Source organism: Nocardiopsis listeri NBRC 13360, from assembly GCF_001570765.1.
Taxonomy (GTDB): domain Bacteria; phylum Actinomycetota; class Actinomycetes; order Streptosporangiales; family Streptosporangiaceae; genus Nocardiopsis; species Nocardiopsis listeri.
In genome coordinates, this window is sequence record NZ_BCSH01000032.1 from 57,978 (window position 1) to 77,713 (window position 19,736).

Below are 19,736 nucleotides of genomic sequence, written 5' to 3' on the forward strand. Positions count from 1 at the left end.
CGGTCGGTGGTCAACGGCGGTGCGGCAGGAACTCCTGGATCTTGGTGGCGAGGCCGCGGGCGGCGACACCGGCCCGGTCGGGGTCCCCGTTCAGCAGGGCCTTGACGGTGTCGGTGACCTGTTCGGACTCGGCCTGGGGCGGGATCGGCGGGACGTCCCCGTCACAGTGCACGTCGAGGACCACGGGCCCCTCTGCCTCCAGGGCCCGGTCCCAGGCGGGGCCCATCTCCTCGGGCCGCTCCACGGTGATGCCCACCAGCCCGATCGACTCGGCGAAGACCGCGTACGACATGTCCGGCAAGTCCTGTGAGTACGGGGTCTTGGGCGACCCGCTCATCGCGCGCAGCTCCCAGGTGACCTGGTTGAGGTCGTTGTTGTGCAGAACGCACACCACCAGGCGCGGGTCGTCCCACAGGTGCTGGTAGCGGCGCGCGGTCAACAGTTCCATGAGCCCGTTCATCTGCATGGCCCCGTCGCCCACCAGGGCGATCGCCGGACGTGTGGGGTGCGCGAACTTGGCACCGATCGCGTACGGGACGCCACATCCCATGGTGGCGAGGGTGCCCGAGAGCGAACCACGGTTCTCCTCGCCCATGCGCAGGAACCGCGCGTACCAGTTGGTGGCCGACCCCGAGTCGGCGGTGACCACGGCGTCCTCGGGCAGCCGGGAGGACAGTTCGTGAACGATGAGCATCGGATTGACCGGGTCGGCGTGGACCCCGGCCTGAGCGTCCAGGACCGACCACCAACGGCGGACGTTGTCCTCCACGGTGGTGCGCCACCGTCGACGCCCCTCACCGCGTTCGTCGGACGGATTCAGGCGTTCGTTGAGCGCGCGCAGCGTGTTCGCGGCGTCGCCCACGAGGTTGACCTCGGTGGGATAGCGCATTCCGATGAACCGGGGATCGATGTCGATCTCCACGGCCCTTCGGCCGAAGGGCGGTAGGAACTGGGAGTAGGGCAGGTTGGAACCCACGATGAGCAGGGTGTCGCAGTCGCGCATCAGCTCCCACGACGGGCGGGTCCCCAGCAGCCCGATGGACCCGGTGACCTGCGGCAGATCGTCTGGAAGCACGTCCTTGCCCAGCAGCGCCTTGGCGATGCCGGCTCCGGTCGCCTCGGCCAGGGCCAGCACCTCGTCGGCCGCTCCCCTGGCGCCCTGTCCGACCAGGATCGCCACGCGTTCACCGGCGTCGATCACCTCGGCGGCACGATCCAGCTCGCTCTCGGGCGGCAGCACGGTGCCCCCGCCCACCACACGGTCGGGCGCGCTGGAGGGCACGTGCTTGAACGCGTGCTCGGGCGGCGAGTAATCGAGTTCCTGCACGTCGGCAGGGATGATCACCGTGGTCGGTGCCCGCTCGAACAGAGCGGTGCGCACGGCCCTGTCCAGGACGTTGGGAAGCTGCTGGGGGACGTTGACCGTCTCCAGGAAAGCCGAGGAGACGTCCTTGAACAGACTGTGCAGGTCGATCTCCTGCTGGTAGGCACCGCCCATGGCGCTACGGCTGGCCTGCCCGATGATGGACACCACCGGCACATGGTCGAGTTTGGCGTCGTAGAGACCATTGAGCAGGTGGATGGCTCCCGGTCCCCCGGTGGCCATGCACACGCCCAGGCGGCCGCCGAACTTGGCGTAGCCGACCGCTTCGAAGGCCGACATCTCCTCGTGGCGACTCTGCACGAACCGGGGCCCGTCCTCGATCTCGGCCATTTGGGCGACCAGTCCGTTGACGCTGTCTCCGGGGTAGCCGAAGATCTCGGTGACGCCCCACTGTGACAGCCGACGCAACAGATGGTCGGCGACGCTCTGCACCATGTTCGCTCCTCCTCGGGTAGTGCGCCGTGCCTCGCGCATCGACCGGTTCGGGTTCAGGGCCGAAAGATCACCTTGAAGATCCCGTCCTCCTTGACCTGGAACCGCCGGTAGGCCTCCGACGCCCCCTCCAAGGACACGTGATGGGTGGCGAAGTCCTCGACTCCCAGGACGTCGTCCTCGTCCAACAACGGAAGGATCTCGGGCACCCAGTGACGGACGTTGGCCTGCCCCATCCGCAACTGGATCTGCTTGTCGAACAGCGTGAGCATGGGCAGCGGGTCGGCCATGCCACCGTAGACACCGATCAGGGAGATGGTGCCGCCCCGACGCACGAGGTCGATCGCGGTCAGGAAGGTGCCGAGCCGGTCCACCCCGGCGTTCTCCATGAGCTTGGCCGCGACCCCCTTGGGCATGAAGGAGGTCGCCCGCTGGGCGAGCCAGGCCGAACCGTGGCCCTCGGCCTCCATGCCCACGGCGTCGATCACCGCGTCCGGCCCCCGCCCGTCGGTGCGGCCCCGGATCTCCTGGACGAGATCGTCGGTGCCGTGGAGGAGTCGAACGCCTCCACCCCCCGAGCGGCGGCACGCGCACGCCGTTCGGGCACCGGGTCCACACCGAACACGTGCTCGGCCCCCAGGTACCGGGCCACACGGCAGGCCATCTCACCGATGGGCCCCAGTCCCAGGACGGCCACGGAACCCCCTTGGGGCACGTCCGCGTACCGGACGGCCTGCCAGGCCGTGGGCAGCACGTCCGACAGGTACCAGTAGCGGTCGTCGGGCCCCTCGTCGGGCACCGGTACGGCGTTGTCCTGCGCCCGCCGAACCCGCAGGTACTCGGCCTGCGCCCCTGGGACCGAGCCGTAGAGCGAGCTGTAACCGTAAAGGCTCGCGCCCATCCCCTGCTCCTGGACGCGGGTGTTGTCGCATTGGGTCTGCAACCCGCTTCCGCACATCGGGCAGTGCCCACAGCAGATCTGGAAGGGGACCACCACGCGCTGGCCGGGGACCAGGGAGGTGACGTCCGCCCCGACCTCCTCGACCACACCCATGGGTTCATGTCCGAGGATGTCGCCGGCCGTCATGAACGGGCCGAGAACCTCGTAAAGATGCAGGTCGGATCCGCACAAGCCGGAACTGGTCACCCGGATGACGGCATCGTCGGGTCTTTCGATCGTCGGGTCGGGAACGGTCTCGGTCCTGACGTCGCGGGTTCCGTTCCACAGCACTGCTCGCATGTTCTCCCCCAGTCGGCGTGGCTCTTCGTGGGAAGCGCTCCATCCGGGCCCCGGACTGGACGGAGCGCTTCTCCCTCTTTCGGACGACGTACGTCAGCGGTTGGGCGGGGCTTCGCTCACGTCGGCCAGCGCGGACCGCTCGTCCACCGCCCGGGCGAGGTCGCCCATGGTGACGACTCCCACCACCTCGTCGTCGTCGACGACGGGCAGCCGGCGCACGGTCGCCGTGCGCATCGTGTGGGCGGCGTCCTTGACGCTGCTCTGGCGGGGCACGGTCACGACCTCGGTGCTGCACACGTCCCCGGCACGGATCGTCTCGGGGTCGCCCCCTTCGGCCACACACCGCACCACGACGTCGCGGTCGGTGAGCATGCCGCGCAGACGTCCCGAGGAGGTCACCACGACGTCGCCCACGTCCTCGTCGCGCATGATCTCCGCTGCCTCGCGCAAAGTGGTGTCGGGCGTGACGGTGCGCACGCTCGGGTTCATGATCTCGGTGATGCTGTCCACCATGGTCTTCTCCCTTCACGGTCGTCGTCCTCAGTCCTCGGCCCTAACCGACCCTCTGCCGGGCGAAACGTCATAGGCCTCCCGGTCTGCCCCGATCCCATCGATGTCCGCTCACCCGAATGAGTCGGCCACGCTCGGGGTAGCCACGTCCACGACTCGGGAGAGAGGGGGTCGTCACTATGGCGACGAGTGATCCGGAGGTCGACCGGCTCTGGGAGGAGTTCCACGCCTCGGTGAACATGACCGGCGAGGAACTGCGACGGTGGCTGCTCACGGACGCCTCGGGGGAGGAGGCGCTTCCCGCCGACGGTGATGTCTCCGTCGAGGGTGAACGCATCGTCCAACTCCTCGACAAGCGCAAGAGGGACGTGACCTCCGACGACATCGATCTGATGGAGCGGGTCTCACGGTTCGTGCAGGAGGAACTGACCGATCCGCGACCCCAGGACGACGCCTGGCGCAGGAGGATGATGCGTGTGGGTCACGACCCGCTCAGCCCCGATTCGGGGCCGTCGGACACCTGAACGAACCCACGTCGCGGTCGTGGGTGGAGGATCTTCTCCGCCCACGACCGCGCACGGCCCCGTCCAACGGCGACGAGCGGTTCCGCCGCGGCGTCCTTGTCCACAAGGGCGCCGCGGCGTCCTTCGTGTCCGCGCCCTTGACCGAAGGGCTCGCTCACCAACGTTCGGCTCGCGCGCAGAAAATATCAGAACAGCGCCCAAAGAGGCCTTTCTGACGCACGTGGAGTATTTCATCCCAACATAGGACAGTTTTCGCCCAAGAGCCCACAGGGCCGCTTTTCAACACTCACTTCTCGGGCAGCACCATGGAGATGCGCTTTTCACGCCGTTCGGGGAAACCATCGATCCCCCGCCCCGTCCGGGTCGTACGAACCACTCGAGAACGAGCACACCGGACACGTGAAGGGTCAGGAGATGCACCATGCCCGCTCCCGTAGCGAACACCACCGCGATCAGAACCACCGTCGTGCCCACCGCCCGTCGTGAGCCCTCCCAGGACGCCTCCGCGGAGGATCTGTTGGCCTTGCTGAAGAGCCTGGACCAGGACGACCCGCTGAGCAGTCGGCTACGCGAGCGCATCACCCAGCACTACCTGCCGGTTCTGCACCGCATCGCCAACCGGTACCGGGGACAAGGGGAGAGGGTGGAGGACCTGCGGCAGACCGCCCACCTCGGGTTGGCCAAGGCGATCCGCGGCTACTCCCCCGATCGTGGTAAGGAGTTCATCCGCTACCTCACGCCCACCGTGGCCGGGGAGATCAAACGGCACTTCCGGGACCACACCTGGGCGGTGCACACCCCCCGCGATCCCCAGACACGCCGCTCGGAGATGATCAAGGTCCGCGCCGATCTGGAGCAACGCCTCAACCGCGCGCCCAACGTCGCCGAGATCGCCCAGGAGATGGGCATCACCGAAAAGCAGGTGGAGGAGGCCCGCCTGGTGTCGGAGGCCTACAACACCGTCTCGCTCAACGCGCCCGAGCCCCGTGAGGAAGGCGCTCCCACCACTCTCGAACACCACCTCGGGACGGAGGACGCCGCCCTGGACCTGGTCGTGGACCGTGCGACCGTCCGCCCGGCGCTGCGCGCGCTCCCCTGGCGGGAGCGGCTCATCATCCGTCGTCGGTTCTTCGACGAGTGGACCCAGTCGCAGATCGCCGAGGAGGTGGGATGTTCCCAAATGCATGTGTCGCGCCTGTTGGCCGCATCCCTGCGCGGACTCCGCGAGACCATCGGCGAGGACGGGCGCTGAGAGGGCCGGCCGCGGGCGTGCGGGCCGCACGCCCGCGCTCCCGGCCGTCTCCCCTTCCCGGAGCCGCTCTCCTCTTCGTCCTTGACGGGAAACCCTCGACATCGGAGCACGGTCGCAGCGGGCGCGGGTGTGACCGGCGACCGAACCGGTCAGGGAGATCGACACGAGAAGGGAGAGGACGATGAGCGGACGAACGAATCGAGTGGGACGTCGACCCTGGATGAAGGGGGCTCTCAGAGGCGCCGTCGGCGCCATGGCCATGAGCGGAATGCGACAGGCCGCGGTGGGTCTGGGAATGATCGAACGCACCCCTCCCGAGGCCATGCTGCGCGAGGGGGTGCCGACGTTGCTGCGCCAAGTGCCCGAACATCGGCGCACCGCTGCCATCGAACTGGCGCACTGGAGCTACGGGGCGGCCGCGGGTGCGGCGTTCGGCCTCGTACCGGGGCGGCTGCGAGGCCACCGGCTGACCGGCCCGATCTACGGGGCCCTCTCTTGGGGCCTGTTCGAGCTGGCCTTGGCGCCGACGCTCGGTCTGGCCCACACACGAAGGGATCGTCCACAGGAGCGGCTGGCCCTGCTGGTGGATCACGTGGTCTTCGGACTCATCGTCGGGAAACCGCCCGAAGCCGAGATCACCGGCCCCGACGCGAAGGAACCCGAGCAGGAGACGGACCGAGACCGGCGACGAACCTGATGCTTCCGTCCATATCGTGAGGATTATTTCGCGAATGACAGGCCAGCGCCACACCCTGTGACGCGGTGATCGGCGCTCGCCCCGCCGTCCCCATTCCTGCCCCGCCATCCCCTGGTTCCAGGAAACCGCACCCGTTGGCCACGCCCGGTCCAGGCTACGCCGGCTGCTCGGGGCCGGGCACCCGCACCCGAGGAGGAGGCCGAACCCGGGCCGGCCCCGGGCCCACGCCGCAGCCGGAACCCGCACCGGTACTGGTACCGGGCGTACGCCCCGAGGCGTTCTGTTCGCGGCACCGGCGGTTCGGCCACACGGACGAGAGGACGCTGATACGGCGCACGACCACCGCCGAGTACGAACGTTTCCGCCGGCGCGCGACCTGACCTCGGTGTCCCGAAAACGTGTCCAAGGATCGTGGTGTACGCGCGTCGTCCCGGTGTGCCCCCATGGCCGGCGCACGCGTATCCGCGTTTCGGTCCGAGGCGGGCTCAGCCGGTGCCGACCAGGCGGGTGAACAGTGCCGGATCGACGTTGCCGCCGGAGACCACCGCCACCGTCGCCTCCGGCCGTCCCGGGACGGTGTCGATCCTGCCCGACAGCAGCGCCGCCGCGGCCAGCGCTCCGCTGGGTTCGGCCACCAGGCGGGAACCGTGCGCCAGCGCGCCCACCGCGTGGGCGATCTCGTCCTCGCTGACGGTGACGATCTCGTCCAGGAGTGAAGACAGGTGCGCGAAGGTCAACTCCGACAGGCACACGCGTACCCCGTCGGCCATGGTGCGGTCGGTGCGTTCGGGTTCCCAGGTGACCATGCGACCCTCGCGCAGGCTCTGGGCCGCGTCGGCCGCCAGTTCGGGTTCCACACCCACCACCCGCGTCCGGCGCGGGCTCACGGCCCGGGCAACGGTGGCCACTCCCGCCGCCAACCCTCCCCCGCCCACCGGCACGACCACGGTGGTGACCTCCGAGGACTCCTCCAGGATCTCCAGGCCGACGGTGCCCTGACCGGCGATCACACGCGCGTCGTCGAAGGGCGGCACGAATGCCAGGAGTTCGCGTTCGACCAATTCCTCGGCGGTGGAGAGGCGTTCGGCCGGGGAGACGGGCACCACGCGCGCGCCCAACGCCCGGATGCGCTCCACCTTGATCCGCGGTGCGCCCTCGGGCACCACCACGGTGCAGGCCACCCCTTGCCGGGCGGCGGCGTGGGCCAAAGCCATACCGTGGTTGCCGGAGGAGTGGGTGATGACCCCGCGTTCGCGCTGGGTGTCGTCGAGCCGTGCCACGGCGTTGGTGGCCCCGCGTAGCTTGAACGCGCCGGTGGGCTGCAGACTCTCGGGTTTGAGCAGAAAGGGCCGTTCGGTGCTCGGCCCCGCGGTGAGGGGCGTGCGCACCACGTGTTGGTGGATTCTGGTGGCCGCGGCACGAACGTCCTCTACGGAGACCAATCGCATGCGGCGAGTATGCCCCCGTCCGGTCGCCGCACACGGAATACTCGGATGTGATGCGTACCGAATGGACCCCTGACGACCTTCCCGGCCGGGACTTCTACAAAATGCTCACGTCGGTGGTGGTCCCCCGCCCGATCGCGTGGGTCTCCACCACGTCCCCGGACGGCGTGGACAACCTGGCCCCGCACTCCTTCTTCACCCTCTCCTGTGTGGAGCCGCCGATCGTGCAGTTCACCTCGGTGGGCCGCAAGGACTCACTGCGCAACGTGGAGCACACCCGCGAGTTCGTGATCAACCTGGCGGCGGAACCGCTACAGGACCAGGTGAACGCGAGTGGAACCCCCTACCCGGCGAACACCAGCGAGTTCGACGCGCTGGGGATCGAGCGGGAGGCGAGCGCGCAGGTGCGTCCGCCCCGGGTGGCCGCCTCACCCGTGGCCCTGGAGTGCGGGCTGCACTCCACCGTGGGGCTGGGCGACTCCACCGTGGTGTTCGGCCGGGTGCTGCGCGTCGCCGTGGCTCCGGAAGCCCTGGTGGACGGACACCCGGAGATCACCCTGCTGCGCCCCCTGGCCCGGCTCGGGCGCAACGAGTGGTCCACGTTGGGCGAGGTGCGGGCGCTCGACCGCCTGCCCTACCACCCCTGAGGTCCTCGGCCTCGAAAACCGTGCCCCGCGGTGGGCGTCCGACCCGTGGAGGAGTGAGCGGGCCGGACGCCCGAAGGGGCCGGGGACGCGCCCCGTGCGCGCGTCCCCGGGGCTTTAGTGGTCGTGTTCGACGGGTTCCTGACAGGCCACCCTGGGTTCGATGTTGACGCCCTGGTGGGCCCCGGTGAACTCGAAGACGGTGCTCTCCCCCGGCTCCAGGGCGCTGTGTTCCTCGGTCCCGGTCGCCTCGAAGTGGGCGCCGTGGTTCACCCAGGTGGCACCGGTCATGTCCAGGATCTCCTGGCGGTTGGCGAACACCCAGTCGACCATCCAGCCGTCCACGCCCTCGGTTCCGGCGGTGACCTCGACCTCCACCTCGAACCGGTCGTCGGTCTGGTCGACGACCGTGTACTCGGCGGTGCAGTACTCCTCGGCCGGCGCCTCAGTGGGTTCGGGTTCGGTGGTGGGTTCGTCCGAGGGTTCGGTGGTGGGCCCATCGGTGGGTGCCGGTTCCTCGTCGCCGAAGACCACGTCGGAGCAGTTGTAGAAGGCCTCCGGGCTGTCGGAGCGTTCCCACACCACGTAGACGATGTGGCGCCCCTCCTTGTCGGGCAGATCCACGTCCCAGTGATACTCGGCTCCGGCGTCGCCGCCACTGCGCAGTGGCGGGTCGACCACCTCGTCGATGAGTTCCAGATCGTCCCAGGTGAGTGGGGCCTCGGGGTCGAATCCGTCCTCGGTCACGTAGGTGAAGAAGGTGCCCGGGTGCGGGGCCCAGGCGTTGTGCCGGAACTCGACCGTCTCGTCCGCAGGCAGGTGTGTGGTGGGCCAGTCGGTGCGGGGCGTGTTGAACGCGGCGAAGTCCTCGCCGGGTCCGCACAGTTCCCCATCGGTCACGTACTCGCGGTGTCGTCCGTCGGAGTCGGGAACGAGGTTGCCGTACCAGTTCCAGAACGCGTAGTCCCCGCCCTCTGTCAGGGCGTCGGCGCAGGCCTCGTTGGTGGGGTTCAGCGCGCCTCCGCCGGTGCCGCCGGTGGCGTCGTCGAAACAGGCGTAGGTGCGGCTGGCCGGGTAGGTGAACGCGCCGTGGGCCTCGGCGGTGTCGGGCAGGGCGACGAGCACCCCGGCGACGGCGATGCCTCCGATGGCCGCGGCGGTCGCGATCGTCCCGACGATGGTGGGTGTGCGCATGGTGTCCCTTCGGGGCGGGGCCCGACCGCGTACGGGGGTGTTCACGCGGCCGGGCGTGGGGGATGGAAAGGGTCTCGGGGCCGATGGGACGTCAGTCCTCGGCGCCCTCCTCTTCTGTGTCGTCTTCCGTGTCGTCCTCGTCGCCGAACGGCTCGCCATGCGACGCCGGCGCCGTGGCCACCTCGATCCGCGACCAGAGACAGTGGTGAATGAACTCGGGGGCGGGCCCGCCGTACGGATGGGTGCGGGCCGGCTCGGCCGGTGAGGTGGCGGGGGTGCTCTGGGAGACGACCGTGAAGCCGGTCGTCGGCAGCGTCGTGCCCATGGCCGCGGGAAGGGCGAGGCGCCTTCCGTGTGGGCGCCCTGCTTTCTGATTGATCACATCATTCTCCTCGGAGATGACCCTTCAATGCCCTTGGCGGTTACCACGGGTGGGCGCCTACCTCCGAACCGTGCGAAAGGTCCAGGAGTGGGACGCCTCGGCGCGACCGTGCGGGGGACCGAGGGGTGTGCGGGGCTGAGGATGCGTGGTGGATCCGGCTGCGGTCGCGGCGGGACCTGGCGCGACCGTTCGGGCACGTGGAAGGTGGTGTGGGCGTCGATGTGGTCCGCCGCCCATGGGAGGGCTCCCCCCGTTCGGGAGCGCTCCCATAAGCGGTGCCGAAAAGTTAACACCATTGATGTGGCCCGGCAATGGGTGTGACGGGAGAAAAATCGGAACGCTCCCACCACCGGTACCTGGAAGTGACGTGGCGGATCAGTGGCACCGCCCGGCTCCACGGATCCGCCACGGCCATCCTCAGACCGTCAGGTCACCCTCCGGGGCGGGCAGGGCCGGCAGCAGGTGCGCCACCCCGGCGGGGTCGCCGTCCCAGTCCAGGGCACGGATCTGGGCGAGGCTGCGCCGCCCGGTGATCGCCCTGGCCAGCTCGAAGGCGCTCGCGCTCAGGCCGAGGTCGGCCCCCTTCTCGGCGTCGCCCTCCCCCAGCCGCCACTCCTGGCCGGTGTCGGCGGCCTTCACGTGCACCGAGGGGCGGTCGGCGGGCCAACCTCGGGCCAGGCCGCCCAGTACGAAGGCGGCGAGCTGGTCGGCGCCCTCGGTCTGGGGTTGCATCCCCAGCGCGCCGCGGATGTCGTTCTCGTGGTGCCAGGTGTCCAGCGCCGGCAGGGAGTAACGCAGCCGGGTCCGGGTGCGCATGAGTTCGAGCAGGGCGGGGGCGCCCTCGACCCATTCCGCGGTGAGTTCGTCGATGCGTTTGTCGGCACGGTCGGCGACCTGACGGGCGGTGACCTCGTCACTGGCCGGGGGCGCCACCAGGCCCTGCACGACCTCGACGCAGAGACCGGCCATGTGGGCGTAGGTCTGGCGAACGTCCCAGGCGGGGCAGGCCGGGACGACGGTGGCGAGAGAGGCCTCGTCCAGGCCCGCGGCCAAGGCGACGAGACGGTCTTGGGCCTGCTGGTAGATGAGCGCGGAGTCCATCGTCCAACCCTACCTAACACCGTTAGGGACAAGTCCGGTCCACCGTCCCCGACGAGGCTTCCTCCGGGGAAAGGAAATGACAAAAGAAGTCCAGGAATACACATCCGCGGTCTTCTCATGCGTATCGGTGCGAGCGCGAGGGTAGGCGCGCTCCCAACCGCATGACCAGCCGATCCGAGGAGGTTGCGGTGATGCACTCGCAGGATGGGTCCGGCGGACCCGACAGCGGCGGCGGCCAGAAGACCGAAGCGGCTCGCGCGGCCGCGGGCGAGGTCGCGTCCACCGCGAAGGAGCAGGCACGGTCCTTCGTCGGTGAGGCCCGCTCGGAGACGGGCCACGTCATGAACGACGTCCAGGGGCGCCTCCGGGAAGAGGCCGAGGACCAGACCAGGAAGGCTTCGGGAAACCTGCGCCAGTGGTCACAGGAACTGGAGTCCATGGCCGAACACGCGGACACGGACTCACCCGTGGGCGACGTGGTGCGCCAGGTCGCCGAAGGCGGCCGCGGGACCGCGGACTTCCTGGACGAGCGGGGCGTGAACGGCCTGTTGGACGAGGCCCGCGACTTCGCCAGGCGCAAGCCGATGGCCTTCCTCGTGGGGGCTGCGGTGGCCGGGTTCGCGCTCGGGCGCATCCTCAAGGTGTCCCCCGAGGGATCCGAACAGGGAGGGTCCGAGGGACCGGGGCGAGGCTCTTCCTCGGTCCAGAGTCGCGAGCCCGCTTCGCTGCCAAGACAGGGCAGCCCGTCCGCGGGCGAGACGATCCCTCCCGGCGTGGCCTCCGAGAGGCTGGGGCGGAATCCGGAAGGAGGAGGAATCTGACATGGCGACGGTTCCCAGGCCCACACCGGGCACACAGGACCGGATCCGGCGGGAGTGGGACCAGGACGACCGGTCCCTGTCCGAACTCGTGGGGGTGGTGACGACCGACCTCCAGACGCTGTTCCGCCAGGAGATCGCCTTGGCCAAGGCCGAGCTCCGCGAGGAGGGCGCCAAGGCGGGCAAGGCCGCGGGGCTGCTCGGTGGAGCCGGGTTCGCGGGCTACATGACGGTGATCCTGCTCAGCTTCGCCGCGGTGTTCGGCCTCGCCGAGCTCATCGGACTGGGCTGGTCCGCCCTGGTGGTGGCGGTGCTGTGGGCGATCGCGGGTGCGGTCATGTTCGTCATCGGACGTAACCGGATGCGCGAGGTCTCACCCACACCCGACCGCACCATCGAGACACTGAAGGAGGACGCCCAATGGGTGAAACATCCGACCGGATAAGGCAGGACATCGAGCGCACGCGCGCGGAGCTGACCCAGGACACCGACCGGCTGGTGGACCGCGCCAACCCGCGTAAAGCGATCGACCGTCGCACCCACCGGATGCGCCGCAAGGCCGGGGAAGTGAAGGATCGCGTCATGGGATCGATTCCGTCTCAGGGGTCGGGTGGGAGCTCCACCGGGAGCTCGATCCGACAGAACGCCGAACAGATGACCGACGCGGTCAGGTCGGCTCCCCAGCAGGCCGTCCAGCAGACCCGGGGCAACCCGCTCGCCGCCGGACTGATCGCCTTCGGCGCCGGTCTGCTGGCGGCCTCGCTCATCTCCGAGAGCAGGGCGGAGCGGCGGGCCGCCCGCCAGGTCCAGGACCGTGCGGGCGCGATGATCGAGCCGGTCGAACAGGCGGTCTCCGGGTCCGTGGACCGGGTGAAGGAACAGGCCACCGATTCCACTCGCGAAGCCGGAGAGCACCTGAAGGAGAGCGCCTCGGACAGGGCGCGCTCCACCGGTGAGCAGGCCCGGCATGAGGCCAAGAGCGCGTCGGAGGAAATGCGCGGTTCCTGATCCGCGCGGGAGGCTCCGACCGCCCGTCGTGCCCGCGTCGTCTCCCCACCCGGTTCTGTCGCGGTGGGCGAGGCGGTGGGGCGCGGCCACGCCCTTCGTCGACGGTACCGGCGAGATGGCGATGAGCGGAGAAGGGAAGTGACCGATGGTCCGACAGAGCGACCAGAAACGGGGCGGCGAGCGCACTCCGACAGGAGAGGCCACGGCTCCGACCCGCATGGCGAAGTCCTCGTGGTGGGGCGCCCTGCGCAGGACGTTCCGGGAATTCAGCGCGGACAACGTGAGCGACCTGGCCGCCGCGCTGACCTACTACGCGATCCTCTCGCTCTTTCCGGCGCTGTTGGTACTGGTTTCACTGCTCGGTCTGGCCGGGCCGGACGCCACCCGGACACTGACCGAGAACGCCTCCGCGCTCCTACCCCCGGACGTCGCCGGGCTGGTGAACACCGCCATCGAGAACCTCCAGGGCAGTCAGGGCGTCGCCGGCCTCGTCGGTATCGTCAGCCTGGCCGTGGCCCTGTGGTCGGCCTCGGGGTACATCGCCGCCTTCATGCGGGCGTCCAACGTCGTCTACGACGTACCGGAGGGACGCCCCATATGGAAGACGCTGCCCATCCGCGTCGGCGTCACCCTGCTGTTGGTCGTCCTGATCACCGTCACCGTGCTCACCGTCGCGGTCTCGGGCGGGGTCGCCGAGCGCGTCGGTCGGTTGGTCGGTCTGGGCCCCACCGCGGTGACGGTGTGGAGCATCGCGAAGTGGCCGGTACTGCTGCTCCTCATGGCCTTCATGATCGCTCTCCTGTACTGGGCCTCGCCCAACGCCAAGCGCGGCTTTCGCTGGGTCAGCCCGGGCAGCCTGCTCGCAGTGCTGATCTGGCTGGTCGCCTCGCTGGCGTTCGCCTTCTACGTCGCCAACTTCGCCTCCTACAGCAAGACCTACGGGAGCATGGCGACCGTGGTGATCTTCCTCGTGTGGCTCTGGATCAGCAACATCGCGATCCTGCTCGGTGAGGAGTTCAACGCCGAGATCGAGCGCGGGCGCGCGCAGGAGGCGGGACAGTCCTCCGAGGAGGAGCCCTACGTGGAGATGCGCGACCGCCCCAAGAAGAAGGACGGGAAGCGTCGGCGAGAACACGGCTGAGGCGGACGGAGGGCACGTGTGGGCTCCTCGGGGAGCCCACACGTGTTGTGTTTTCGGGAATCAGCCCCCGCTCAGGTGCCCAGACCGGACATCAGGTCCGCGAACGACGTGGGCTCCTCGTAGGGGTCGACCTTGTCCGAGGTGTGCTCGGTGGCCAGGATCGCCAGCTGTCGGGCGGCCCGATCGATGCGTTCGGACAGCTCGCGTCCACCGCCGTCCCCCGCGCCCCAGTCCTCGGAGGCGGCGTAGACGCCCGTGGGCACCACCACCGAACGGGCGTAGGAGAACATCGGCCGCAGCGCGTGCTCCAACACCAGCGAGTGGCGCGGGCTGCCGCCGGTGGCGGCGATCAGCACCGGGGTACCGTCCAGCGTGCCCGGTTCGATCACGTCGAAGAACGACTTGAACAGGCCGCTGTAAGAGGCGTTGAAGACCGGGGTCACCGCGATGATCCCGTCCGCGTCGGCGATGTCGGACAGGACGCCGGGAAGCTCGCCGGTGGGTACACGGGTGGTCATGGCGTTCATGATGTCGTGGGCCACCTCGCGCAGCTCCACGACGCGCGCCTCGACCTTCTCGTCACGTTCGACCATGGCCTCCTCTGCAGCGGCCGTCAGACGGTCGGCGAGCAGACGGGTCGAGGAGGGGTTGCTCATCCCCGCCGTGACGGTCACCAACTTCCGGGTCATCGGGTCTCCTCCGTCTTCGTGGCGGCCTGCTCCTTGGCGGCCAGGAGCGAGGCGTGGGTGGGTGCGTCGGGCACGTGGGCGGGCTTCATCGCGGCGAACTCCTTGCGCAGCACCGGGACGACCTCCTCGCCCAGGAGGTCCAGCTGCTCCAGGACCGTCTTGAGCGGCAGACCGGCGTGGTCCATCAGGAAGAGCTGGCGCTGGTAGTCGCCGAACATCTCCCGGAAGCCCAGAGTACGGTCGATGACCTCCTGCGGGCTGCCCACGGTCAGCGGGGTCTCGCGGGTGAACTCCTCCAGGGAGGGGCCACCCCCGTAGACCGGCGCGTTGTCGAAGTAGGGACGGAACTCCTTGACCGCGTCCTGGGAGTTCTTGCGCATGAACACCTGACCGCCGAGTCCGACGATCGCCTGGTCCGCGCCGCCGTGGCCGTAGTGCTCGAAGCGGCGCCGGTAGAGCGAGATGAGCTTACGGGTGTGAGTGGCCGGCCAGAAGATGTTGTTGTGGAAGAAGCCGTCACCGTAGTAGGCGGCCTGCTCCGCGATCTCCGGGCTACGGATGGAACCGTGCCACACGAACGGCGGCACCTCGTCCAGCGGTCGCGGTGTGGAGGTGAAGCCCTGCAATGGGGTGCGGAACTTGCCCTCCCAGTCGACGACGTCCTCGCGCCACAGACGGTGCAGGAGGTTGTAGTTCTCCAGTGCCAGAGGGATGCCCTGTCTGATGTCCTTGCCGAACCAGGGGTAGACCGGTCCGGTGTTGCCGCGACCCATCATCACGTCCACCCGGCCGTCGGCCAGGTGCTGGAGCATGGAGAAGTCCTCGGCGATCTTCACCGGGTCGTTGGTGGTGATCAGCGTGGTGGAGGTGGACAGGATGAGCTTCTCGGTCTGCGCCGCCACGTAGCCGAGCATGGTCGTGGGCGAGGAGGCCACGAAGGGGCGATTGTGGTGCTCGCCGCTGGCGAAGACGTCCAGGCCCACCTCCTCGGCCTTGACCGCGATGGCCACCATCGCCTTGATCCGCTCGTGCTCGGTCGGAGTGCGTCCCGTGGTGGGGTCGGTGGTGACGTCACTGACCGAGAAGATTCCGAACTGCATGGCGTTCCCCGATCCATCTAGCTTCCAAGGAAATTATTTACTATGAAATTATCATGTCGAACCAGCTTGTGGATCCGGCTATTCCATCGACCTTCGAGGGCCCGTGTTCATCCACAGGCACGCTCCGTATCCACCAAATGTCACTACCGCGTGATACCCCTGGTGAGACAGGTGAAGACACCGTCACAGCGGGCCACAGACCGGCCTGAAGAGTGCGGGAAAGGAGAAGGGTGCCCCCGAAGCGCCCGACACCCCCATGGCCACCACCCTCGACCCCCGACGGAAGCCCCATCACCCCACCGCCTCACCGACCCCACACGGTGCCGTACCCCGGCAGCGTCGCCCACCTCACACCGACGAGGGAGCGACCGAACGCACCCGAGAGCCGGTACTGCTCGCCGACGCCTTGGGCGAGGTCCTGCTCAGCCTCAAGGAACGCGAGACGATCGCCGAGCCACGCTGAGTCCCACGAACACGAAGGGGCCGGCATCGGCCGGGCCACGAGTTCGCGCCTGAGAATTCTCCGAACGCGGGCCACGAGGCCTCGGGCAGGAAGGATCACACCGGTTCGATCGTTCCATGGACGTGCGCGTTGAACTCGGCCGATTCCGCCACCGACGCCCACAACTCCAGGATCGTGCGCCCACCCGCCTGTCGCACCGGGTAGCGGGACGGGAGCGAGGACTCCACGCGAAAAAGGGTGACGTGCCCCTCACCCTCGCGTGGCGGGTTCCACTCTCGGATGACCCGAACGGCGTAGTCCTCGTTCAGGACGGGATGAAAGAGGGGCCGCCGAGCGGCCTCGGCGGCCACTCGCGCCGGCCGGAACCCCTGACCAGAGCGAGTTCCGCGGGGCCGGTGGTGCGCCACAGGGTGGTCGCCTCATCAGTTGTGCCCGGAGGCGTCGCGACCATCCTCCCTCACCTCGCCGATCGAAGTCTCGAAGAGTATGGACAACCCGTGCCCCGGAATGCACACGGTTTTTACCGACGACCCCGTAAATTCGTTCGTACAGGCGGGAACACTCCACCTGTACGAAGCGTTATCACAGGTGAAGCACCCCAGACCGAACCCCGACCCCGAAAATCCCACCAGTGTCTGTGAGAAGCTTCGACATCACCTTCAGACCATGCGCGGATGCACGCGCTCGTGTCGGCAATGGGGGTTTCCGGCACGAAACCATCGCTGCATCCGCCTTCCCAGCGGCCAGACCGCACTCCGTGCGTAGGCCGCGCCGGTCGGGTCTCACGTTGGGGGACGTGGGACCCGGCCCAGACCAAGCGAATACGAGTGTTCGTGTCGTAAATGGGGGTTTCCGACACGGAAACATCACCGTATTCGCCTCCCAGCGGCCCCACCGTTCTCGGTGGCGGGCCGCGAGGTCGGCCCCCACGTTGGGGGACGTGGGGCCGACCAGACCCGGCGGGGGCGCGCTGCACAGCGCGCCCCCGCTTTTTCGTGTCCGGTCGGGACCATTCCACTCACGACCGGCCTCACCCACTCATCCGCCCATCGGCGCGTGAACCGTGGACCGGCCGGACCCTCTCCGAGAGGACCCGTATACGGCGCCCATCCCGACCGCGCCGATCCGCGCCATCCGACGCCCGCTTCCGGACATCGGTTCGCCTTGTGCGGCGGGTGTTCGTGGGCGGCGGTACGATGCGCCTGCACGGGAGGAGACCGAAGGTGACGGGGAACGACAGCGGCGCTCGGCCGACGATGGCCGACGTGGCCGCGCATCTGGGCGTTTCCCGGCAGCTGGTCTCCCTGGTGCTGGGCGATCGGCCCGGCCCCAGCGCCCGTACCCGAGAGCGGGTACTGCGCGCGGCCGAGGAGTTGGGCTACCGCGCCGACACCGCCGCACAGTTGCTACGCCGGGCCCGCAGCCGCCAACTCGGGGTGCTGTTCACCATGGCGCACCCGATGGAGACCGACCTGGTGGGCGCGCTGTACGCTGCGGCCGCCCTACAGGAGTACAGCGTGGTGTTGAGCGCCCTGATGGCCACGCGCACCGAACGCCGGGCCATCGACGACCTCGTGGGGTTGCGCTGTGAGGCGCTGGTACTGATCGGTCTGTCGGCCCAGGCCCCCGAGGATCTGGCACGGGTGGCGTCCCGGGTGCCGGTGGTGGAGATCGGGCAGCGCAGCGGGGCGGTCGACACCGACAGCGTCCGAACCGACGACGCGGCCGGGACCCGGCTGGCCGTGGACCACCTGGTCTCGTTGGGACACCGGGACATCGTGCACGTGGACGGTGGCGAATCGCCCGGGGCGCCCGAGCGCCGTGACGGTTACCTGGCGGCCATGCGCGACCACGGTCTGGACGAGTGGGTCGAGGTACTGCCCGGTGTCTATGGTGAGGCAGCCGGGGCCCGGGCCGCGAACACCCTCTTGGCCCGAGACCGGTTGCCCACCGCCGTGGTCGCCTGCAACGACCAGTGCGCGCGCGGGTTGATGGCGACGCTGGTGCGGGCCGGGCGCTCCGTTCCCGGTGAGGTGTCGGTGGTGGGCTACGACGACAGCCGTGTCGCGGGGTTGCCGTTCCTGGGTCTGACCTCGGTCCGCCAGGACGTGGAACGGATGGCGGAACTGGCGGTGGACGCGGCGGTCGCGCGGTTGGACGAGGGGCGTACCGACAGCGCCCATGTGGTGTTGGCGCCCACGCTGACCATGCGGGAGAGCACCGCTCCCCCATGCCGTTGAGTCCACGCGGTCCCGGCGCGAGACAGATCACGTGCCGCACGGTTGATGTGCGCCCCTCAGACCTGACATCCTGGATTTAGCACGTGCCAACCATCTGTCGCTCCGACCCCGGCGGCAGGCACGTTCCTTCTCGGCCACCAGGCCTTCGCGCCCTTCGGCGCGCGCTCCACGACCCGTCGCTCGACCACCTCTGCGCAAGAGGGAGGCACAGTCATGCCCTTGGCCCTGCTCGCCCTGGCCCTCGGGGCCTTCGCCATCGGAACCACCGAGTTCGTCATCATGGGTCTGCTGCCCGAGGTCGCCGCCGACCTCGGTGTACCCATCCCCACCGCGGGACACCTCATCTCCGCCTACGCCTTGGGCGTGGTGGTGGGCGCGCCGCTACTCACCGCGTTGAGCACGCGGTTGCCGCGCAAGACCGCGCTGCTGTTGTTCATGAGCGTGTTCCTGCTGGGCAACCTGCTCACCGTGTTCGCGCCCTCGCACGAGACCGTGTTGGTCTCCCGCTTCCTGGCGGGCGTTCCGCACGGCGCCTACCTGGGTGTGGCCGCGCTGGTGGCGGCTCACCTGGCCGGTCCCGGCCGGCAGGCCACCGCGGTCGCGCGAGTGATGCTCGGGCTGACCATCGCCAACATCGTCGGGGTGCCCGCCGGCACCCTGCTGGGACAGCTCACCGGCTGGCGCACCGCCTTCCTCGTGGTGGCGGTCATCGCCGGACTGACCGTGCTCGGCGTCGCCCGCTGGGTGCCGCACGTGCCGATCGGCCGCACCGGTGGCCTGCGCGGGGAGTTCTCCGCCCTGGCCCGGCCCCAGGTGGTCCTCGGTCTGCTCACCGCGGTGTTCGGGTTCGCCGGGGTCTTCGCGGTCTACAGCTACATCTCCCCGATGATGACCGAGTTGGCGGGCATGCCCACCGCCGGTGTGCCGATCGTGCTGGCCCTGTTCGGAGTGGGCATGACCTTGGGTTCGCTTCTGGTGGGCCCATTGGCCGACCGCTGGCTGCGCCCCACCATCTACGGTTCCCTGGCGAGCCTGGCCGCCGTGTTGGCGTTGTTCACCGTGGCCGTGCACAATCCCTGGACCGCCGCGATCGGCGTGGTCGTCCTGGGAGCCGTCGGCTTCGGCGTGACGGCTCCGTTGCAGGTGCTGGTGATGAGTCGGGCGGGCACCGCTCCCAGTCTGGCCTCGGCCTCCAACCACTCCGCGTTCAACCTGGCCAACGCCGGTGGCGCCTGGGTCGGAGGCGTGGGCATCGCGATGGGTCTGGGCTACGCCTCCCCCGCGGCGATCGGCGCGGTGCTGGCCCTGATCGGCCTGGGCATCGCGGTGATGGCGGGGTTGTCGGACCGCTCCGCCGAACCGGAGCAGGAGGCCGTCGGCGAACCCGCGCTCGGCCACTGATACCTCGGCGAAAGCGCCCGTGTCCCGGTTCGGGGCACGGGCGCTTCGCTGTCGGCAACCGTTTTCGTCGG

Annotated in this window: 20 protein-coding genes and 1 pseudogene; 11 read left to right on the forward strand and 10 right to left on the reverse strand. The window is 69.2% G+C overall.

Annotated features, from left to right (window positions below):
* Positions 1-10: 10 nt before the first annotated feature.
* The 3 genes and pseudogenes from NLI01S_RS10890 to NLI01S_RS10900 form a co-directional block, all read right to left on the reverse strand.
* Positions 11-1,819: a thiamine pyrophosphate-requiring protein gene (locus tag NLI01S_RS10890; RefSeq protein ID WP_067603256.1), complete on the reverse strand. Its 1,809-nt coding sequence runs from the start codon at positions 1,817-1,819 to the stop codon at positions 11-13.
* A 53-nt stretch (positions 1,820-1,872) separates the two neighbouring features.
* Positions 1,873-3,056: pseudogene (locus tag NLI01S_RS10895) on the reverse strand (alcohol dehydrogenase catalytic domain-containing protein).
* A 93-nt stretch (positions 3,057-3,149) separates the two neighbouring features.
* Positions 3,150-3,569 carry a CBS domain-containing protein gene (locus NLI01S_RS10900; protein ID WP_067603258.1) on the reverse strand — a complete coding sequence of 140 codons (420 nt, stop codon included), beginning with the start codon at positions 3,567-3,569 and terminating at the stop codon, positions 3,150-3,152.
* Between the two features lie 176 nt (positions 3,570-3,745).
* Here NLI01S_RS10900 and NLI01S_RS10905 point away from each other — a divergent pair, with 176 nt between their 5' ends.
* From NLI01S_RS10905 to NLI01S_RS10915, 3 genes are all read left to right on the forward strand, one after another.
* Positions 3,746-4,090, forward strand: a complete 345-nt coding sequence (locus tag NLI01S_RS10905; RefSeq protein ID WP_067603260.1) for a DUF3140 domain-containing protein — start codon at positions 3,746-3,748, stop codon at positions 4,088-4,090.
* A gap of 421 nt (positions 4,091-4,511) precedes the next feature.
* Complete coding sequence (locus tag NLI01S_RS10910; protein WP_067603262.1) at positions 4,512-5,342, forward strand: SigB/SigF/SigG family RNA polymerase sigma factor; 831 nt, start codon at positions 4,512-4,514, stop codon at positions 5,340-5,342.
* Positions 5,343-5,595: 253 nt separating this feature from the next.
* Positions 5,596-6,039 (forward strand): hypothetical protein, encoded by a 444-nt coding sequence (locus tag NLI01S_RS10915; RefSeq protein WP_067603331.1) that lies wholly within the window; start codon positions 5,596-5,598, stop codon positions 6,037-6,039.
* Positions 6,040-6,524: 485 nt separating this feature from the next.
* Here the strand turns inward: NLI01S_RS10915 and NLI01S_RS10920 are convergent, their stop codons facing one another.
* Positions 6,525-7,487, reverse strand: a complete 963-nt coding sequence (locus NLI01S_RS10920) for a threonine ammonia-lyase (RefSeq protein WP_067603265.1) — start codon at positions 7,485-7,487, stop codon at positions 6,525-6,527.
* Between the two features lie 50 nt (positions 7,488-7,537).
* Here NLI01S_RS10920 and NLI01S_RS10925 point away from each other — a divergent pair, with 50 nt between their 5' ends.
* Entirely contained in the window at positions 7,538-8,131 is a 594-nt protein-coding gene (locus tag NLI01S_RS10925; RefSeq protein ID WP_067603267.1) for a flavin reductase family protein, read from the forward strand.
* 114 nt (positions 8,132-8,245) lie between these two features.
* On the opposite strand, the gene NLI01S_RS10930 is transcribed toward NLI01S_RS10925, so the two are convergent.
* The 3 genes from NLI01S_RS10930 to NLI01S_RS10940 form a co-directional block, all read right to left on the reverse strand.
* Positions 8,246-9,322, reverse strand: coding sequence for a lytic polysaccharide monooxygenase (locus NLI01S_RS10930; RefSeq protein WP_067603268.1), 1,077 nt, complete (start codon positions 9,320-9,322; stop codon positions 8,246-8,248).
* A gap of 91 nt (positions 9,323-9,413) precedes the next feature.
* Entirely contained in the window at positions 9,414-9,704 is a 291-nt protein-coding gene (locus NLI01S_RS10935) for a hypothetical protein (protein WP_157091008.1), read from the reverse strand.
* Positions 9,705-10,121: 417 nt separating this feature from the next.
* Positions 10,122-10,805, reverse strand: a complete 684-nt coding sequence (locus NLI01S_RS10940) for a maleylpyruvate isomerase family mycothiol-dependent enzyme (protein WP_067603271.1) — start codon at positions 10,803-10,805, stop codon at positions 10,122-10,124.
* 191 nt (positions 10,806-10,996) lie between these two features.
* Between NLI01S_RS10940 and NLI01S_RS10945 the strand changes: the two genes are divergently transcribed.
* The 4 genes from NLI01S_RS10945 to NLI01S_RS10960 all read left to right on the forward strand — a co-directional run bounded on the left by NLI01S_RS10945 (position 10,997) and on the right by NLI01S_RS10960 (position 13,772).
* Positions 10,997-11,626, forward strand: coding sequence for a hypothetical protein (locus NLI01S_RS10945; protein WP_067603272.1), 630 nt, complete (start codon positions 10,997-10,999; stop codon positions 11,624-11,626).
* 1 nt (position 11,627) lies between these two features.
* Positions 11,628-12,068 carry a phage holin family protein gene (locus NLI01S_RS10950; protein WP_067603274.1) on the forward strand — a complete coding sequence of 147 codons (441 nt, stop codon included), beginning with the start codon at positions 11,628-11,630 and terminating at the stop codon, positions 12,066-12,068.
* A complete protein-coding gene (locus NLI01S_RS10955) occupies positions 12,044-12,631 on the forward strand; it encodes a DUF3618 domain-containing protein (protein ID WP_067603276.1) in 588 nt (195 codons plus the stop codon). The genes NLI01S_RS10950 and NLI01S_RS10955 overlap by 25 nt, the downstream gene beginning before the upstream one ends.
* A gap of 145 nt (positions 12,632-12,776) precedes the next feature.
* Complete coding sequence (locus tag NLI01S_RS10960; protein WP_067603278.1) at positions 12,777-13,772, forward strand: YihY/virulence factor BrkB family protein; 996 nt, start codon at positions 12,777-12,779, stop codon at positions 13,770-13,772.
* A gap of 71 nt (positions 13,773-13,843) precedes the next feature.
* On the opposite strand, the gene NLI01S_RS10965 is transcribed toward NLI01S_RS10960, so the two are convergent.
* The gene (locus NLI01S_RS10965; protein WP_067603280.1) at positions 13,844-14,461 is read right to left on the reverse strand and encodes an FMN reductase; all 618 of its coding nucleotides are present in this window, start codon (positions 14,459-14,461) and stop codon (positions 13,844-13,846) included.
* On the reverse strand, positions 14,458-15,561 hold the full coding sequence (locus NLI01S_RS10970; RefSeq protein ID WP_067603282.1) for an LLM class flavin-dependent oxidoreductase: 1,104 nt from the start codon (positions 15,559-15,561) through the stop codon (positions 14,458-14,460). The genes NLI01S_RS10965 and NLI01S_RS10970 overlap by 4 nt, the downstream gene beginning before the upstream one ends.
* Positions 15,562-15,817: 256 nt before the next feature.
* Here NLI01S_RS10970 and NLI01S_RS10975 point away from each other — a divergent pair, with 256 nt between their 5' ends.
* Positions 15,818-16,024, forward strand: a complete 207-nt coding sequence (locus NLI01S_RS10975; protein ID WP_067603284.1) for a hypothetical protein — start codon at positions 15,818-15,820, stop codon at positions 16,022-16,024.
* A 95-nt stretch (positions 16,025-16,119) separates the two neighbouring features.
* On the opposite strand, the gene NLI01S_RS26730 is transcribed toward NLI01S_RS10975, so the two are convergent.
* A complete protein-coding gene (locus tag NLI01S_RS26730; protein WP_371850608.1) occupies positions 16,120-16,251 on the reverse strand; it encodes a hypothetical protein in 132 nt (43 codons plus the stop codon).
* 1,029 nt (positions 16,252-17,280) lie between these two features.
* On the opposite strand from NLI01S_RS26730, the gene NLI01S_RS10985 reads away from it, so the two are divergent.
* Complete coding sequence (locus tag NLI01S_RS10985; protein ID WP_084392489.1) at positions 17,281-18,264, forward strand: LacI family DNA-binding transcriptional regulator; 984 nt, start codon at positions 17,281-17,283, stop codon at positions 18,262-18,264.
* A gap of 213 nt (positions 18,265-18,477) precedes the next feature.
* Positions 18,478-19,665: an MFS transporter gene (locus NLI01S_RS10990; RefSeq protein WP_067603286.1), complete on the forward strand. Its 1,188-nt coding sequence runs from the start codon at positions 18,478-18,480 to the stop codon at positions 19,663-19,665.
* Positions 19,666-19,736: the final 71 nt, after the last annotated feature.

Excerpts from the sequence above, each read along its gene's own strand:
- NLI01S_RS10890 (WP_067603256.1), bottom strand. The coding sequence starts at position 1,819 with ATGGTGCAGAGCGTCGCCGACCATCTGTTGCGTCGGCTGTCACAGTGG.
- NLI01S_RS10920 (WP_067603265.1), bottom strand. The coding sequence starts at position 7,487 with ATGCGATTGGTCTCCGTAGAGGACGTTCGTGCCGCGGCCACCAGAATC.
- NLI01S_RS10970 (WP_067603282.1), bottom strand. The coding sequence starts at position 15,561 with ATGCAGTTCGGAATCTTCTCGGTCAGTGACGTCACCACCGACCCCACC.
- NLI01S_RS10950 (WP_067603274.1), top strand. The coding sequence starts at position 11,628 with ATGGCGACGGTTCCCAGGCCCACACCGGGCACACAGGACCGGATCCGG.
- NLI01S_RS10930 (WP_067603268.1), bottom strand. The coding sequence starts at position 9,322 with ATGCGCACACCCACCATCGTCGGGACGATCGCGACCGCCGCGGCCATC.
- NLI01S_RS10915 (WP_067603331.1), top strand. The coding sequence starts at position 5,596 with ATGGCCATGAGCGGAATGCGACAGGCCGCGGTGGGTCTGGGAATGATC.
- NLI01S_RS10990 (WP_067603286.1), top strand. The coding sequence starts at position 18,478 with ATGCCCTTGGCCCTGCTCGCCCTGGCCCTCGGGGCCTTCGCCATCGGA.
- NLI01S_RS10925 (WP_067603267.1), top strand. The coding sequence starts at position 7,538 with ATGCGTACCGAATGGACCCCTGACGACCTTCCCGGCCGGGACTTCTAC.
- NLI01S_RS10900 (WP_067603258.1), bottom strand. The coding sequence starts at position 3,569 with ATGGTGGACAGCATCACCGAGATCATGAACCCGAGCGTGCGCACCGTC.
- NLI01S_RS10960 (WP_067603278.1), top strand. The coding sequence starts at position 12,777 with ATGGTCCGACAGAGCGACCAGAAACGGGGCGGCGAGCGCACTCCGACA.
- NLI01S_RS10965 (WP_067603280.1), bottom strand. The coding sequence starts at position 14,461 with ATGACCCGGAAGTTGGTGACCGTCACGGCGGGGATGAGCAACCCCTCC.
- NLI01S_RS10945 (WP_067603272.1), top strand. The coding sequence starts at position 10,997 with ATGCACTCGCAGGATGGGTCCGGCGGACCCGACAGCGGCGGCGGCCAG.
- NLI01S_RS10955 (WP_067603276.1), top strand. The coding sequence starts at position 12,044 with ATGGGTGAAACATCCGACCGGATAAGGCAGGACATCGAGCGCACGCGC.
- NLI01S_RS10985 (WP_084392489.1), top strand. The coding sequence starts at position 17,281 with ATGGCCGACGTGGCCGCGCATCTGGGCGTTTCCCGGCAGCTGGTCTCC.
- NLI01S_RS10905 (WP_067603260.1), top strand. The coding sequence starts at position 3,746 with ATGGCGACGAGTGATCCGGAGGTCGACCGGCTCTGGGAGGAGTTCCAC.
- NLI01S_RS10910 (WP_067603262.1), top strand. The coding sequence starts at position 4,512 with ATGCCCGCTCCCGTAGCGAACACCACCGCGATCAGAACCACCGTCGTG.
- NLI01S_RS10940 (WP_067603271.1), bottom strand. The coding sequence starts at position 10,805 with ATGGACTCCGCGCTCATCTACCAGCAGGCCCAAGACCGTCTCGTCGCC.
- NLI01S_RS10975 (WP_067603284.1), top strand. The coding sequence starts at position 15,818 with ATGGCCACCACCCTCGACCCCCGACGGAAGCCCCATCACCCCACCGCC.